The 13,936-nt window shown below is 52.7% G+C and carries 15 protein-coding genes and 2 pseudogenes; 5 read left to right on the plus strand and 12 right to left on the minus strand.

The features are described 5' to 3' along the window. Positions 1 to 2: 2 nt before the first annotated feature. Together QJQ48_RS21100 and QJQ48_RS21105 are read right to left on the minus strand one after the other, a co-directional pair. A complete protein-coding gene (locus tag QJQ48_RS21100; RefSeq protein ID WP_346293225.1) occupies positions 3 to 1,955 on the minus strand; it encodes a heavy metal translocating P-type ATPase in 1,953 nt (650 codons plus the stop codon). Positions 1,956 to 2,112: 157 nt separating this feature from the next. After that, entirely contained in the window at positions 2,113 to 3,249 is a 1,137-nt protein-coding gene (locus QJQ48_RS21105; protein ID WP_346293226.1) for a M23 family metallopeptidase, read from the minus strand. A gap of 328 nt (positions 3,250 to 3,577) precedes the next feature. On the opposite strand from QJQ48_RS21105, the gene QJQ48_RS21110 reads away from it, so the two are divergent. Both QJQ48_RS21110 and QJQ48_RS21115 read left to right on the plus strand, forming a co-directional pair. After that, positions 3,578 to 4,198 carry a M23 family metallopeptidase gene (locus QJQ48_RS21110; protein WP_346293227.1) on the plus strand — a complete coding sequence of 207 codons (621 nt, stop codon included), beginning with the start codon at positions 3,578 to 3,580 and terminating at the stop codon, positions 4,196 to 4,198. Beyond that, positions 4,176 to 5,027 carry a CPBP family intramembrane glutamic endopeptidase gene (locus QJQ48_RS21115; protein WP_346293228.1) on the plus strand — a complete coding sequence of 284 codons (852 nt, stop codon included), beginning with the start codon at positions 4,176 to 4,178 and terminating at the stop codon, positions 5,025 to 5,027. The genes QJQ48_RS21110 and QJQ48_RS21115 overlap by 23 nt, the downstream gene beginning before the upstream one ends. A gap of 144 nt (positions 5,028 to 5,171) precedes the next feature. Here QJQ48_RS21115 and QJQ48_RS21120 read toward each other — a convergent pair whose 3' ends face one another. The 3 genes and pseudogenes from QJQ48_RS21120 to QJQ48_RS21130 all read right to left on the minus strand — a co-directional run. Then, a complete protein-coding gene (locus tag QJQ48_RS21120; protein WP_346293229.1) occupies positions 5,172 to 5,552 on the minus strand; it encodes a hypothetical protein in 381 nt (126 codons plus the stop codon). A gap of 101 nt (positions 5,553 to 5,653) precedes the next feature. Further along, positions 5,654 to 5,882, minus strand: a pseudogene (locus QJQ48_RS21125) (ArsR/SmtB family transcription factor); the annotation flags it as partial. 87 nt (positions 5,883 to 5,969) lie between these two features. Further along, positions 5,970 to 6,116, minus strand: a pseudogene (locus QJQ48_RS21130) (hypothetical protein); the annotation flags it as partial. Here QJQ48_RS21130 and QJQ48_RS21135 point away from each other — a divergent pair. Beyond that, positions 6,102 to 6,377 carry a hypothetical protein gene (locus tag QJQ48_RS21135; protein WP_272066670.1) on the plus strand — a complete coding sequence of 92 codons (276 nt, stop codon included), beginning with the start codon at positions 6,102 to 6,104 and terminating at the stop codon, positions 6,375 to 6,377. The pseudogene QJQ48_RS21130 and the gene QJQ48_RS21135 overlap by 15 nt on opposite strands. Continuing rightward, the gene (locus QJQ48_RS21140; RefSeq protein WP_346293230.1) at positions 6,364 to 6,990 is read left to right on the plus strand and encodes a class I SAM-dependent methyltransferase; all 627 of its coding nucleotides are present in this window, start codon (positions 6,364 to 6,366) and stop codon (positions 6,988 to 6,990) included. The genes QJQ48_RS21135 and QJQ48_RS21140 overlap by 14 nt, the downstream gene beginning before the upstream one ends. Positions 6,991 to 6,993: 3 nt before the next feature. Here QJQ48_RS21140 and QJQ48_RS21145 read toward each other — a convergent pair whose 3' ends face one another. Both QJQ48_RS21145 and QJQ48_RS21150 read right to left on the minus strand, forming a co-directional pair. Then, positions 6,994 to 7,386, minus strand: a complete 393-nt coding sequence (locus QJQ48_RS21145; RefSeq protein WP_346293240.1) for an ArsR/SmtB family transcription factor — start codon at positions 7,384 to 7,386, stop codon at positions 6,994 to 6,996. Between the two features lie 77 nt (positions 7,387 to 7,463). After that, positions 7,464 to 8,258: a tetratricopeptide repeat protein gene (locus tag QJQ48_RS21150; protein WP_346293231.1), complete on the minus strand. Its 795-nt coding sequence runs from the start codon at positions 8,256 to 8,258 to the stop codon at positions 7,464 to 7,466. A 243-nt stretch (positions 8,259 to 8,501) separates the two neighbouring features. Here QJQ48_RS21150 and QJQ48_RS21155 point away from each other — a divergent pair, with 243 nt between their 5' ends. After that, positions 8,502 to 10,001, plus strand: a complete 1,500-nt coding sequence (locus tag QJQ48_RS21155; protein ID WP_346293232.1) for an N-acetylmuramoyl-L-alanine amidase — start codon at positions 8,502 to 8,504, stop codon at positions 9,999 to 10,001. Between the two features lie 9 nt (positions 10,002 to 10,010). On the opposite strand, the gene QJQ48_RS21160 is transcribed toward QJQ48_RS21155, so the two are convergent. The 5 genes from QJQ48_RS21160 to QJQ48_RS21180 form a co-directional block, all read right to left on the minus strand. Then, the gene (locus QJQ48_RS21160) at positions 10,011 to 10,484 is read right to left on the minus strand and encodes a putative iron-sulfur cluster-binding metallochaperone (protein WP_346293233.1); all 474 of its coding nucleotides are present in this window, start codon (positions 10,482 to 10,484) and stop codon (positions 10,011 to 10,013) included. A gap of 19 nt (positions 10,485 to 10,503) precedes the next feature. Beyond that, complete coding sequence (gene merF / locus QJQ48_RS21165) at positions 10,504 to 10,722, minus strand: mercury resistance system transport protein MerF (RefSeq protein WP_346293234.1); 219 nt, start codon at positions 10,720 to 10,722, stop codon at positions 10,504 to 10,506. After that, the gene (locus QJQ48_RS21170) at positions 10,706 to 11,077 is read right to left on the minus strand and encodes a MerR family DNA-binding protein (RefSeq protein WP_346293235.1); all 372 of its coding nucleotides are present in this window, start codon (positions 11,075 to 11,077) and stop codon (positions 10,706 to 10,708) included. Before QJQ48_RS21170 ends, merF begins: the two co-directional genes overlap by 17 nt. A 757-nt stretch (positions 11,078 to 11,834) precedes the next feature. Next, positions 11,835 to 12,488, minus strand: coding sequence for a group II intron maturase-specific domain-containing protein (locus QJQ48_RS21175; protein WP_346293241.1), 654 nt, complete (start codon positions 12,486 to 12,488; stop codon positions 11,835 to 11,837). Positions 12,489 to 12,821: 333 nt separating this feature from the next. Further along, a complete protein-coding gene (locus QJQ48_RS21180; RefSeq protein WP_346293236.1) occupies positions 12,822 to 13,136 on the minus strand; it encodes a hypothetical protein in 315 nt (104 codons plus the stop codon). Between the last annotated feature and the right edge of the window lie 800 nt (positions 13,137 to 13,936).

The following is a 13,936-nucleotide window of genomic DNA, read 5'->3' on the forward strand; positions in this document are numbered from 1 at the left end:
ATCTACTGTGGATTGCGGATAATGCGACCAGCGTTCAGAATCGCCAGCAGCGCTACGCCTACATCAGCAAATACTGCCTCCCAGAGAGTAGCAATGCCGATCGCCCCCAAGGCAATGAAGATGCCTTTTACCGCCATTGCCAGAATGATGTTTTGCCAGACGATGCGGAGGGTCTTGTGGGCGATCTGAATCGCCTCGGTCACCTTAGAGGGGGCATCGGTCATGATCACCACATCCGCCGTTTCAATCGCCGCATCAGACCCCAGCCCGCCCATCGCCATCCCCACATCGGCGCGGACAATGACGGGAGCATCGTTAATGCCATCACCGACAAAGGCGACTTTGCCTTGAGCAGCACGGTTGAGAAATTCCTCTAGTGCGGCGACTTTATCTTCTGGTAAGAGTTCAGCCCGATACTGGTCTAAACCCAGCTTATGGGCAATGCTATCTGCCACAGATTGGCTATCCCCAGTGAGCATCGCTGTCTGAATCCCCTCAGCATGGAGGGCACGAATCGCCTCAGCCGCATCTTCCTTCAGCTCATCGGCAATCAGAATGCGTCCGCTGTAGGTGCCGTCCACGGCAACATGGGCAACGGTGCCGTCTACGGTGCAGACATCGTGGGGAATGTTCTCTCGGTGCAGCAGCCGATCGTTTCCAGCCAGCACGGTACGGCCATTAACCTGCGCCCGAATGCCGTGGCCCGAAATTTCTTCATAGCCTTCCACCCCAGAGGTATCGATGGATTGACCGTAAGCTTGGCGAATCGATTGAGCCACCGGATGGTTAGACTGCGATTCGACCTGGGCGGCTAACTCCAGAAGTTGAGGCTTGCTCAAACCGTTATGGGTAACCACATTGGTGACGCGGAAATTGCCCTGGGTGAGAGTGCCGGTCTTGTCGAAAACGACGGTTTTCACCTGGGTGAGGGCATCTAGGAACGTCGAACCCTTCACCAAAATGCCGCGCTTGGCTGCCCCACCAACGCCACCGAAATACCCCAGGGGAATGCTGATCACCAGACCGCAGGGACAGGAAATCACCAGCAGCACCAGCGCTCGGTAAATCCACTCGGCCTGGGATGCCCCAGCAATCAACAGCGGCGGCAGAATCGCCACAGCGAGGGAAAGAATCACTACTACTGGCGTGTAGTAACGGGCAAAGCGGGTAATGAATTTCTCGGTATCGGCCTTTTTGCTACTGGCGTTTTCCACCAACTCCAAAATTCTAGAGATAGACGATTCGCCAAAGGGCTTTGTGACCTGCACCGTCAGCGCTCCTGACTGATTAATCATGCCCGCCAGCACGGTTTCACCAGTTTTGACGGTACGCGGTACGGATTCGCCCGTCAGCGCCGAGGTATCCACCAGGGACTTGCCCTCTAGAATGTCGCCATCTAGCGGTACTTTTTCCCCAGGCCGCACCAGAATCACATCCCCCACGCTGACGGATTCTGGAGACACTTCCTGCACGTCACCGTTCACCCTCAAATTGGCGGTATCAGGCCGAACTTCCAGCAGGGCTTTGATAGAACGGCGCGATCGCCCCACGGCGTAATCCTGAAACAGTTCCCCAATCTGGAAAAACAGCATCACCGCGACACCTTCGGGAATTTCGTGAATGGCGATCGCCCCCAAGGTCGCAATCGTCATCAGAAAGTTCTCGTCAAACACCCGACCCCGTAGGATATTGCGTCCAGCAGTGGTCAGCACACTCCAACCGCTGATGAGGTAAGCCGGAATGAGGACGGCGTATTCAGCAATAGCAAAGGGGGTATTGTGCAGCGGCTCATTGAAAATTAGCCCAATCAGAAAGAGGACTGTGGAAATGGCGATCGGCGTCAACGCTTTCCTCAGGCTGAACTCGCCTGAGCCATGATCATGGTTGTGGTCGTGATTGTGGCTATGGCTTTGATCGTGGCCACAGCAGCCTTTGTGAACATGAGACTCGGCCATAGGAAGTTCACTCCTACCAGGTGTTGACTGAATATCTGAAATACTATTCAGATATTAAACCATGTAACTCAAGATATTCTGCAGCGGAACATTCCTGTAGAGCACTGTAATGGCTATCTAGACGGCCATTATCTTAGATTCTAGATTCGTACAAGACTCAACTAGCGTTGGGTTGGGCTGGTCGATGAGGTAATTCCAATTCACCTTCAACGAGAGTTGAGGATGAACTCTGATCAGGCTTTTGAGAGATGCCAAGGGCTTGTAGAGGGCTGTTGAGAACATCCACTAAATTAGCTGTGGCATAATTCATCAAGTCGTTTGGATCAATCAGTACCCATCCTTGAGCTGTTAATTCGCGGAGCTCAAAGTGCAAATGTGGCCCAGTAGAGTTGCCAGTGCTACCAACCAAGCCAACAACCTCGCCCTGCTTAATTTGCTCCCCAGGACGTACCAGGATTTGAGACAGGTGAGGATAGCGGGTTTCTTGGGTGCCATTCTCGTGGCGCAGCATCACAGTTAAGCCATATCCTCCCAGATACTCAGCAGTAATCACCTCGCCATCTTTGGCTGCGAGGACCGGAGTGCCTTCGGGAACTGCTAAGTCAACCCCAGCATGAAAGCGACGTTCCTGAAAAATGGGATGGTTGCGCCAGCCAAACAAAGACGTAATCGGTGCTGGAATCGAGAGTGGAAAAATAAATTCTTCTGCGCCTCTTCTCAATAGGCTTAAGGGGCGTAGCTTATCATTTAAGACCTCACGGCTAATGACATTCAATTTGCTGACCGTAGTACCGTTTCCTCTATTAGTCTCAGGCTCGTAGGAAACTCTAGCTTCCCGACGACTTCCAGATAGCTGATCTGCTGTTGGGATTTCTCCATCGCTAGCCTGCAAAGTCGCACCACAGCTACGCTTCAGAACTTCTCCACCCTCTGCGGTAAATTGGCAGCTTGTAGAGCGCTCAAGAAACACTAGCGAAGGACTGTCAGGCGACGGTGTGGCCCCAAGACTGTAGTCAGTTGGGTCGATGAAGTTGGTGTTGAACTCTACTGGTGCTTGAACCTCAGAGCGTGGCGTACTGAGGACTGAAGCTTCATCTACGAACTCAGGTTCAGACAAATCCGTTTCCACAGTTGGGGCCGTAGTAACCTGAGGGCGCAACAGCACTTCTGCTGAGGTTTCCACCGGGGCGCTGTCTGCAGGTGCAATTGGGAGGCTAGGCGTGGTTGAAACTGGGGCTTCGACTAAAGCTGGAGCTTCAATTTCTACCTCAGCTTCAGCCCAGGCTGGAAGCATCGCCAGAACTACACTACTCAATAATCCAAGGCTCCCCAGCGAACATACTCGTTCGAGTCTAGAAAAATTATTAGAAGCGTTCGATTTACTAAAAAGCGACTTCGATTTCATACTGATTTCATACCGATGCTTTAAGTTTGTAGCCCCAGGCACCACTCCGGCAGCTACTCAGATATGGCAACTCTGTTCATAAAAAGCATAGCTTGTGAAATGCAAAATCACCTGAAAATCTGAAATATTATTCAGGCGTTACACCATGCAGCCTGTTCTAAGGCATAATTCGGCAGACCTTTAGTCGCTGACCCCAACGGTGAGGAGTGTAACCCAGATGAATAGACGGATAGATCTGCCTTTGTGCTGGCGTCAGGGTTGGCTCATGCGCAGCATCTGCTTTGCTCTAGGTATGGCTTTGGTGGGTGTCCTAAACTTGCTAGTGCTCTCTCAACCTGCTTTCGGCCTGAGCGAAAGCATTGCTTTGTGGCAGCAAGCCTCTTTTCCAGTCGAAAACTTTCAGGCTTACACATCTGCTTTTGGCTACCGCACCTCCCCCACTGGTGGCGGTGGCTCTCAGTTTCACTACGGACTCGATATGGCAGCCCCGCAGGGTAGCTATGTGCGCAACTGGTGGAGCGGCAAAGTGATTGAGATATCTGATCATACGAGTTGTGGCACGTCTGCCGTCATTCAATCTGGACAGTGGGAGCATCGCTACTGTCATATGAGCGGTTGGGTTGAGGTCTCCAACGGCAGGCGGTATTTGGTTGATCCAGATGGCAGCATCCGCTATGAGCAGGGGCAAGAGTTGCCCACTGGAGAACGACTGGGCCGTGTGGGCATGACCGGACGCACCACTGGGCCGCATCTGCATTGGATGCTGAAATTTAATGGTGAATGGGTTGACCCTGGTCTGGTATTGAGGGCCATGTATGAAGCCCAGCAAGCAGGTTGACCAGTTTCGCCGGTTAGTCAGCCAACTTTCTATCTCTGCTGCTCCTATTCGGGTGATTGGGTTTTTATTAGTTTTAGCGCTGGTCTGGGTGCCGATCGCGCTCCCACTTTACCTGTGGTTCGGCACAACGACATCTCTAAGTGTGGTGCCGTTGGTTTTGCTGTATGGCCTTTTTGTGTTGGGTCTTCAGATCTGGGGTAAACGAGTACACCACCATTCAAAACCCTGGCAAGCGCACGGCTTGGTTGAATCAGCTCAGAACTGGCGGGAGCTATTGACTGGCATTGTTATCGGGGTAGTGAGCCTAGGGCTGCTCTTTGGAATAGAAGGCTGGCTAGGCTGGCTGCGGTGGCAGGTGCTGCCACTAGCCTTCTGGCGTATCCTGCTTGAAGGCTTCCTCGTTGGCTTGGGAGTCAGTCTGGCCGAGGAACTTGTGTTTCGTGGTTGGCTGCTGGATGAGCTGCGCTATGACTGGGGCTTTTCAAGGGCGCTGTGGGCTAGCAGTTTTGTCTACGCTGCGCTCCATTTCATCAAGCCCTGGCAGGCTATTGTGAATGAGCTGCCGAGTTTTCCCGGATTATTGCTGCTAGGACTGACGCTGGGATGGGCTCGCCAGCGTACTCAAGGCAGATTGGGCCTAGCAATTGGTCTGCATGGAGGACTGGTATGGGGATATTACCTGGTGGATGTGGGGGACTTGGCTAGCTACACCCAGGTAGTGCCCAACTGGGTCACCGGAATTAACCAGAATCCCTTAGCTGGAGCTGTAGGAGTAGTATTTTTGTCCGTCATAGCAGCACTATTACGACAGGTGGATGGCGAAATTTGACCCAGTTTCAGATCAAGCCAGAGGAGCGGGCACTGCTAACCAAATTTGGAAGCCCCTTCGCTGACTACATGGCGTCAGTACGTCGATGGCTGTAGAGGGCTTTCGGACAACAGACGCAATCCAGGCCAGGAAACTGTTCTAGAGTTAGTGTTCCTTTTTCCCGTGCAAGTGCCTGTTCTTGTCTGTTCTTCGGAGCTGACTGAGCCAACCGAGCAGAATTTGCAGCATTTCCAGTTCATGCTTCCAGAACCGATAGTCGTTAGACCTGGTGACAAAACGCGAAAATGTCCACCGCCCCAACTCGATCAGTATATAGAGGGTGGCTGCGATGACGAGGTATTGCCAAAGGGTCAATCCCAGGGTCACACCGAATAGAAATCGCATCAAGAACGATGACTCCAGAATCGTAAACGGGATTTCAATCAGCGCTTCTGTCAGTACGACCTTCCACCCCACGCCGAAGAGCTTTTGCAAAATGGGGAAACGGTTCCCAAGGGCCTGAAAGAATGAGCGCAAATGTAGCATAGCGAGGAAGGGGTGGAATCCCTAAAGGCTTCTCATAATTCTTTCATAATTTTAGCCGTTTGGGTTATCACTACTAGAAATTAATCAATTCAGCTCAAGGGTTAGTTCTCGTCCAGGTGGTCAGCTACTTCTCGATAAACCGCTGTAATGTGGCCGTCTGCTAGGGTGTAGAACACATTTCGCCCTTGGCGGCTTAACCAAGCGCTGAGATTTGGGCACCCGCAGTTGATGAGACACTGCCGACTCCCCCATTTTCACCGCTACCGCCAAATCGCAGACACAGAGTTCCTGCTGGTCGCCACGGGACTCAAACAGTTCCGCCGCCTGCTGTAAATCCGTCAGGGCCAACTCAAGCTCGCCAAACTGATAGCGTAGAATCCCGCGATTGCCATAAGCCTCTGCCAGCTCAGGATTGAGCTGAATTGCAGTATCAAAGTCGGTCAGGGCGGCTTCGGCATTGTCCAGTTCGGTGTAGACTTTGCCCCGGTTGTAGTAGGCATCGGCATTGTCGGGGGCCAGGGCGCTCTCCTGGGGGATGAAGCTGTTCCGGTGGCCAATCGGCACTTTACTCGTCCACCCTATGGCATTACCCTGACGCAGCAGCAGCGCCTGCTGGCACTACACCACCAGGATATCTATTGCGGTACAGCGATTCCGGTGGTCCCGGCGGTTCAGCAGATTTTGGCGGGCCAAATCCGGCGTCCTTGGCAGGGCTTTATGGGACTAAGCGTAGAACCAGAGGCATTTTTCAGTGCCCTTGAGATATTAGGCTTGAGGTTAGTTACCTCCACATCTTCCGAGCTAAGATTCCATGCATCCTCATGAATCGACCATTCAAGAGCAGTACAACCAGCTTGCCCATATCTATGATTGGCGCTGGGGGCGATATACGTCCAATACCCTGTCATTTTTTAAAGCCTGGGCAGAGATCCCGACCACCGCTGTGGTGCTGGATATTGCCTGTGGGACAGGTGAGCTGGAACGCTTACTGCTCAGCGACGATCCGAATCGAGCTATTGTCGGAGTTGACATTTCTGAGCAAATGCTGGCGCAGGCCCGGCAAAAACTGTCAGGCTATGCCAATTTGAGTTTTCAGCAGGCGATCGCCTCACAGCTTCCGTTCCCCGAACAATCCTTTGACATCGTGGTGTCGGCCAATGCCTTTCATTATTTTCCTGAACCTGAGATGGCCCTCAAGGAAATGAAGCGAGTTTTGAAACCGCAGGGCAGCGTGGTGATTTTAGACTGGTGTAAAGACTTTCTACTGTGCCGAGTGTGTGACTGGGTATTGAAACGATTGGACTCGGCCTATCAGCAGTGCTATACCGAGGCTGAACTGCATGGGTTGCTCAATGGCGCTGGGTTTCCCATTGCCCGTACTCAGCGAGTACGGTTTGATGTGGTCTGGGGGCTGATGGCAGTATCGGCTGGCCGTTAGCGTTTACTCGTCAAGGTGCTCTGCCACCTCACGATAGACCGACATGATATGGTCGTCGGCTAGACCGTAGTAAACGTTACGGCCTTGGCGGCGATACTTCACCAGGCGCTGCGATCGCAACACCCGCAGTTGATGAGACACTGCCGACTCGCCCATTTTCACCGCTGCCGCGAGGTCGCAGACGCAGAGTTCCTGTTGCGCCAGGGCAGAGAGCAGCTTGAGCCGATGGGGGTCAGCTAGCGCACTAAAGAATTCCGCCATGCGCTGGGCTTTCTCAGTGGCTAGCACCTCAGACTGCACCTGGCGCACGTTATCCAAATGCACCAGAGATTCTTCGCAGGCGGGGGCGTCAGTAGTTTGAGTAGGTTGCGCTTTGGCAGAACGAGACTTGGCCATATAGGGGGTGCTCAGCATCTCTTCTTATGATACTGAGAATCATTACCACCTGAAGATTTGTTCAGATAAAAGGCGGTTTAATCGCCCCTCTCAATCGTTTGCTGCACCTGCTGGATAAAGTACAGGGTTTGCTGATAGCCTTGCTGGTCGCCACGGGCCTCAAATAGCTCCGCCGCCTGCTGCAAATCCGTCAGGGCCAGCTCAAGATCGCCAAGCTGATAGCGCAAAAGTCCGCGATTGCCATAAGCCTCTGCCAGCTCAGGATTGAGCTGAATTGCGGTATCAAAGTCTGCCAGGGCAGCGGCGGCATTGCCCAGTTCGGTGTAAACTTTGCCCCGGTTGTAGTGAGCATCGGCATTGTCGGGGTCAAGGGCGATCGCCTGATCTAGATCGCTCAGTGCCTGGGGCAAGCGCCCAGTCGCCGCCAAAATGATGCTGCGATCTAGGTAGGGTTGCACAAAATCAGGATCAAGCTCGATTGCCTGACTCGAATCAGCGATCGCCGCCTCAGCATTCGTCAGGTGAGAATAGGCTTCTCCTCGGTTGTAGAGGGTTTCCGCATGGTCGGGGCGAAGCTGAAGCGCCACAGAAAAGTCGTCAACCGCTTGCTCATAATCCCCCAGATCATGATGAGCAATGCCGCGATAGAAGTAGGCATCGGCATTGTCTGGATTGGCCGCAATGGCCTCGGTGTAGGTCGCGATCGCGGCCTCTAGCTGTCCTTGCTCAGCCTGCTGTAGGCCCTGCTCGACTAACGGATCGGTGACAGCCGCAATCGTTGCAGTTCGTCCAGGTTCAGGAACCGACAGTCCGCTTACTACCGTAACGGCAAAGACCGTCAAACCGAGCATCAACCCTCTGTGGCGTCTCATTCTGACCTCCCAATAATGACAACCTGGACTCTTCTACGGCTCAGTTGCCTATGCAAGGGTAGATTAAAGCGCCGAAACAGTAGCCAAAGGCAAAGCTGTGACGCTTATTAAACCTGATCTCTGTTTAGTGTAACGAGCGGTGTCTGCTCCCGGATTTCACATTGATTAAAAGAATAGTGTGATCCCAAAAACCCAAAATCAGGCAAAATCATAAACTGATTGACCATACTGTGGGAATACTGCATGAGACGACAGCCGCCTCTATTAAGTTTGTTAGGCATCGTTAGCGGCTTGGTATTAGCCAATCCGGTGGAGGCTGCTCAGCTTCAGTTCTGGCGTTTTGACCCGCAGCAAAATCGGCTGGAGTTTACCACTGACGCTGGGGTACAGCCTAGAGCGCAGCTATTGTCGAATCCCACCCGAATTGTGGTGGATTTGCCGGGTACGACCTTAGGCCAGCCCACGGTGAATCAGGCTGTAGAGGGGATGGTTAGAGCGATTCGCATCGGTCAGTTCGACGCTCAGACGACTCGATTAGTGATTGAGCTAGCTCCCGGCTATACCGTTGACCCGGCCCAGGTGATTGTGCAAGGACAAACGCCTCAACAGTGGATGGTGCAACTGCCAACGCCTGAGGCAGTGACTGTGCCTGACCAGACTGCCAACCGGGTCGAAGCTGAGCCAGTCGCCGGAACAGCCACTCAGGTAGAAGCGATTCGGACAACCCCCGATGGCTTTTTCATTCGCACTTCTGGGGCCAGTCCTGATCTGAGGGTTGACCGCTCCAGCGAGACTCAGGTGGTGCTGCAACTCAGCGATGCGGCGGTGACTGCTGCGTTCGCCGCGCAAACGCCCCCGCTCAATGCCTTTGGGGTCAGTGCCTGGGAGGTTCAACCGCTGACCCTAGACGGCAAACCCGCCCTCCAGATCGTCCTGAGCGTACCGGCTAATAGCGCCGCTGATTGGCGAGCGACGGTCAGCAATGGCAGTGGCATTGTGATTTTGCCGCCCAGGGGCGTGGCGATCGCTACAACACCCCCCAATAATGCAGAGTCTGAGTCTTCTGCTCAGCCTGCGGCAGAGCCGCCTCCCATTGCCGTGCAGCCCCCACCTCGGCAAGCTCCAGTGCTGCCCCCTCAGCCGGAACCCACGTTGCCCACGACTCCACCGATGCCGGAGTCGAACCCGGTTATTCCCCAGCAGGCGGTTACCATCGTGATTGACCCTGGCCACGGCGGACGTGACCCAGGAGCGATCGGCATCGGCGGACTGCGGGAAAAGGATGTCGTGTCATCCATTGCTTACGAAGTCGCCGCTATTCTGGAGCAGAGCGGAGTGCGGGTGATTCTCACCCGGGCCGACGACCGCGAGATTGATTTAGACCCTCGGGTCCAGATTGCCGAACGGGCAGACGCTGATCTCTTCGTCAGTATTCATGCCAATGCCATTAGCCTAGAACGCCCCGATGTGAACGGCTTGGAGACTTATTACTACAGCTCTGGCTATGACTTAGCTCAGACAATCCATCAGACAATCTTACGAGCATTGAATATCCCTGATCGCGGTGTGCGGCAGGCGCGATTTTACGTCATTCGCAATACCTCAATGCCCGCTGTGCTGGTCGAAACTGGCTTTGTCACGGGAGCACAGGATGCCCAGAACTTCAACGACCCAGCTTGGCGACAGCAAATGTCGCAGGCGATCGCCGCAGGCATCATGCAGTACGTCCAGCAGCAACTCTAATTTTAGGAATTAACCACTAGGCGTTGTTAGTGCCAAAGCTTTGACATTTGCCAGACAGCAACTCCCCTGAGGATTATTCACCTCGCAACCGCAGCGGCCAGCTTGAATGTGATGGGTGATTGAGGCCATAACAGATTGCGCTCCCTGCTGCTCGACGGTAGTTTTTATCCGCTGGCGAGTCCAGCCAAAGCAGTAACAGACTGGGACGTTCTCGTCCAGGTCTTTCTGAAATACCGACACCGTTAAGTCAGTTGTGGTGAAGGTTTGCCCTTTGGCTGAAAAGTAGACCACCGAGCAGCAAACCTCCGGGCAAAAGCGATAGATCTGCTCAGGATTCAGTTCTGCTAGAGCGATCGGGGTTAACAAACTCTTGAGAGTGATGAGATCGACTGATTTCCCTACATGGTGGCACCGGGGACACCCGCCTGCCGTTGTTTTTGAGTTGTCAGCTTCGTTGGGTTCTGGACAACAGCATGGACTCATGGTGATGGTCTCGCAAATGTCATTTGTCGCATTGCCGCGATCGCCGATATCGCCAGTAAGACCAAAGGGTCACTCCTATCATGACTCCCATTGCGGGCAGCAAAACCAAATCCAGATAGCCGACCCAAGCACCTAACCCTAGCAATCCTAAAGAGAACACCAAAACGGGTGTAAAGCAGCAAAGGGCGATCATAGCCGTGCCAGCCAGACTGGCAATGAGTCTATTTTTGGCTCGCATTTTCCCCATGATCTTGCTCAATCAATCCGCAGATTTTGCCGTTACAGATATTCTCATCGGGCAGATCAGAAGAGTCAGGCATGGCAGCTTCAATATGCTCATAGCGATGGGCTAACTCTTGGCGAAGGATCAGCATAGCTTGAATGTGCTGATCGAGTTCTGCTAGGTGTTGCTTCACCATAGCTTTGAGGTCAGCGCAAGGGGGCACGCCATCCTGCCTGAGATCAATTAACCGCTTAATCTCATCCAAAGATAAGCCAAATCGTTTGGCCTTCTGGATAAAATCGAGCCTCTCCTCCTCTGCTGCCGAGTAGATGCGATAGTGAGAGGCGGTGCGCTTTGGGGTTAAACTCATCGGCAGGGTCGCCCCCGCCGATGGTCTACAGAACCGGACGTGAAGTAGGGTAGGCAACCAGCGAGTTACTTGTGTAGGTACTTTTCCAATCGCCCCCCTCCAAACCACGCATGATCGCTTTCCGTATCACGTGGCTCTCCAGTGAACTAATAATGTTCAACACTGTTGCGGCATCTCGCATCTCGCGTACCTCACAATCGTTGACATTCAGTTCACCTATTCCACTTCGCCCTGTAAACGGTTCTCCCGTTTGCCCTGGTGGGTCGTAACTCCCACGACTACTATTGGAATTCCGTTACCTTAGGACTCTCGTCCCTTAGGCAATCCCGTGTTTCGTCATTGAGAACTGATTAAAGCGACTTAGGCTCCCCATTTATATCCTTGAATGAGTTCGTTACTCATCGCCCATTGGTCAGGGCGTACCTCGAACGAAAGTTGAATTCGAGGCTACCAATGACATCGGCGTAGAGACGTGCTACCGAAGGATGTGCAGTTTCCACCGCTGGATATTAGGATTCAGGCAGTTTAGCTTTAACCTTATCGCTCAGGTGTTGCGGAGCCGTAACATACACGTCTTCTGATACTCTCCGCTTTACTAACATGCTCTTGTCTCTCTTCCCTTTCGGGTTAAGGTAAGTTGTTCACCTCGGAGTCAGTTGCCCTGAACTCCGGCCAACTCAGTTGGCAGTTCACTCAATGCGCACCACGGCGCACAGTTTCCCTTCATCCGGCTCCTCAACGACTTGGTGAGTGACAATCAGACCTCTCTGCTGCTAGCTGAGCGCCGCTCAGCAGCAGATTTGACGTGGTGACAATGCCTGTGCAGGAGTTGCCAATTGGAGGAAACATCCAGCCCGCCTTGGGAGCGAGGCAAGATGTGGTCGAGTTCGATGACATCACCGTGCATGAAGAACAAGTTGCAAGCACTGCAACGGCCCTTCTGGCGCTTGAGCAAGCGAGCCGTAGTAGGCCGGATGAGGGGCGATTGGCCGTTTCTAGTAGCCCAGTAGAGCCAGTCGCCATCATACGGACTGCGGTTAGCCTGCACCTTGGTAAAGCGGCGGATGGGCGTATCCGCATGATTCGCCAGTTTCATCCAGGCATCGTGTTCCAAGCGAGCCGCAAAGACCCAGTGAGCGTTGCCGATAGCGTGCCAGTACTTCAGGTTCACCCATCGCCTGTGTTTCTTTGGGTGCCTCCTTCTAGCCCAACTTTGTAGGATGGCGAAGAGGGCAGCCGAGAGAGCGGAAAAAGTGTGCTTACTGGCTTGAGTGGAGTAATAGCGACACCAGCCGCGAATCACCGGATTGAGATGAGCGATCAGAGCCGCTTGGGGGGCGGCTCGGTGAGATCGCACAATCTGAGCCAGTTTTTGACGGTGGAGTTTAACCTTTTCCTGAGCGGGTTGAATGAGTGTTTTGAAGCCTAGCGGAGTGCCGCGGCACCGTTGTCGCGTTTCAGGCTAAGTGGGATCTTCCCAACTTTTGATGATGAGGTGGAATGTGCATTGAAGTAGTGATAGAGAGATTTTGGATAAGTGTAGTGAAGGAGAAAAAGGTGTGAGCAGGCGATCGCCTTAAAGCTTGTTGCCTGGCTTTGCCCGCCAAGTGCATCAACGGCAACTGCTGGCTCAATGTCCCCAATGTTAAAGCGCTTTCCAACTGCCAAGCTACTGGCAAACAGGCCAATGCGATCGCTGTGAGCTGTTGTTTATGAAAATGGTGCTGACGAGCTAAGACTAGAGCTAAAGAGTCAGTCGAATAGACCAGGAAACTTCACGCCCAGCTGTAGGTTCATGGGTTTGCTGAAATTGCTGTTTAAGCAGCTTGAGGCGTTTTTCCTGCTTCAGGATATCGCTAGGATAGTCCCATTTGCCGGGCGTAAGCCGACGACAGATGATTCCATGCTTATGTCTAAACTGAGTGAGCTCTTGAGCTGCGCAGGCATGAAAGAAAGGGGGCATGAGGGTATCAATTTTGTGTTCGAGTTGAGCGAGTTGCAATCGCAGGTCGATCATTTGATCGATGACGCTGTCAGAGACAGGGCTATCTGTATTCATAGAGGCAGAGAGGAGTTTTCTTGCCTATCATGCTACGAAACGGCCTATGCCAAGCTTCTAGAAAGTTCGAGTTTTCCAAGCTCCTGAGAAACAGCAACAGTCCCTCACCACCAGCGATCGCCCGCATGATAGTTTCCAAGTCAAAAGAGCGATCGCCCGAGAGGGTTTTGCACTGATACAAAGTAGAGTAAGCTGAGCCAGCGATCGCCTTGCTTCTATAGAGTTGGAAGAAGGGATGGCCTCAGGGTTCTGCAGCACACTAAGAATGCTTGTAAGCCCTCCTCAGTTCAGAGCAATAATCGCTGAGCTTAGCGCGATCGCATCCGCAAGGAAGCCGATAGGATAGCACCCGCGCTCTGTCTCCTATGCAAGTTAAAGGCACAATATGTACACACTAAATGTACACTCAAAAAACACGCTTAAAGTAAGCAAGCTGAATGTATACATACAAATTCATGCGTGTCTCAACGCAGAGGCAAGAAGCGATCGCATGAGCAAAGACGCTAAAACGCTTACACAGCAGCGCTTTTGCGAAATAAAGCAAATACAGAAGAGGGCTTGCAAGTATAAAAGCGATCGCATTACAGCGTATAGAACAACGGCACAGCAACACACAAGCGTATAAGCAACACAGCGATCGCAGTGCCAGCAACGTTTTTTGGATTTTGTCGAGTGCCACGTTATTTGACATGTTATGAGTATTTGTGCCACGTTAAACGTCATAACAGTGGTGAAGTGATTGATTTATAAAGTTTTGAGATTAAAGCGTATATTTAATTTTTTTATTGAGCTAGCGATCG

It is taken from the genome of Sphaerothrix gracilis Ecp01, assembly GCF_030405905.1.
In the GTDB taxonomy this organism is placed as follows: domain Bacteria; phylum Cyanobacteriota; class Cyanobacteriia; order Phormidesmidales; family Phormidesmidaceae; genus Sphaerothrix; species Sphaerothrix gracilis.

Excerpts from the sequence above, each read along its gene's own strand:
- QJQ48_RS21160 (WP_346293233.1), bottom strand. The coding sequence starts at position 10,484 with ATGAGTCCATGCTGTTGTCCAGAACCCAACGAAGCTGACAACTCAAAA.
- QJQ48_RS21145 (WP_346293240.1), bottom strand. The coding sequence starts at position 7,386 with ATGGCCAAGTCTCGTTCTGCCAAAGCGCAACCTACTCAAACTACTGAC.
- QJQ48_RS21170 (WP_346293235.1), bottom strand. The coding sequence starts at position 11,077 with ATGAGTTTAACCCCAAAGCGCACCGCCTCTCACTATCGCATCTACTCG.
- merF (WP_346293234.1), bottom strand. The coding sequence starts at position 10,722 with ATGCGAGCCAAAAATAGACTCATTGCCAGTCTGGCTGGCACGGCTATG.
- QJQ48_RS21155 (WP_346293232.1), top strand. The coding sequence starts at position 8,502 with ATGAGACGACAGCCGCCTCTATTAAGTTTGTTAGGCATCGTTAGCGGC.
- QJQ48_RS21120 (WP_346293229.1), bottom strand. The coding sequence starts at position 5,552 with ATGCTACATTTGCGCTCATTCTTTCAGGCCCTTGGGAACCGTTTCCCC.
- QJQ48_RS21180 (WP_346293236.1), bottom strand. The coding sequence starts at position 13,136 with ATGAATACAGATAGCCCTGTCTCTGACAGCGTCATCGATCAAATGATC.
- QJQ48_RS21150 (WP_346293231.1), bottom strand. The coding sequence starts at position 8,258 with ATGAGACGCCACAGAGGGTTGATGCTCGGTTTGACGGTCTTTGCCGTT.
- QJQ48_RS21100 (WP_346293225.1), bottom strand. The coding sequence starts at position 1,955 with ATGGCCGAGTCTCATGTTCACAAAGGCTGCTGTGGCCACGATCAAAGC.
- QJQ48_RS21105 (WP_346293226.1), bottom strand. The coding sequence starts at position 3,249 with ATGCTTCCAGCCTGGGCTGAAGCTGAGGTAGAAATTGAAGCTCCAGCT.
- QJQ48_RS21115 (WP_346293228.1), top strand. The coding sequence starts at position 4,176 with ATGAAGCCCAGCAAGCAGGTTGACCAGTTTCGCCGGTTAGTCAGCCAA.
- QJQ48_RS21140 (WP_346293230.1), top strand. The coding sequence starts at position 6,364 with ATGCATCCTCATGAATCGACCATTCAAGAGCAGTACAACCAGCTTGCC.
- QJQ48_RS21110 (WP_346293227.1), top strand. The coding sequence starts at position 3,578 with ATGAATAGACGGATAGATCTGCCTTTGTGCTGGCGTCAGGGTTGGCTC.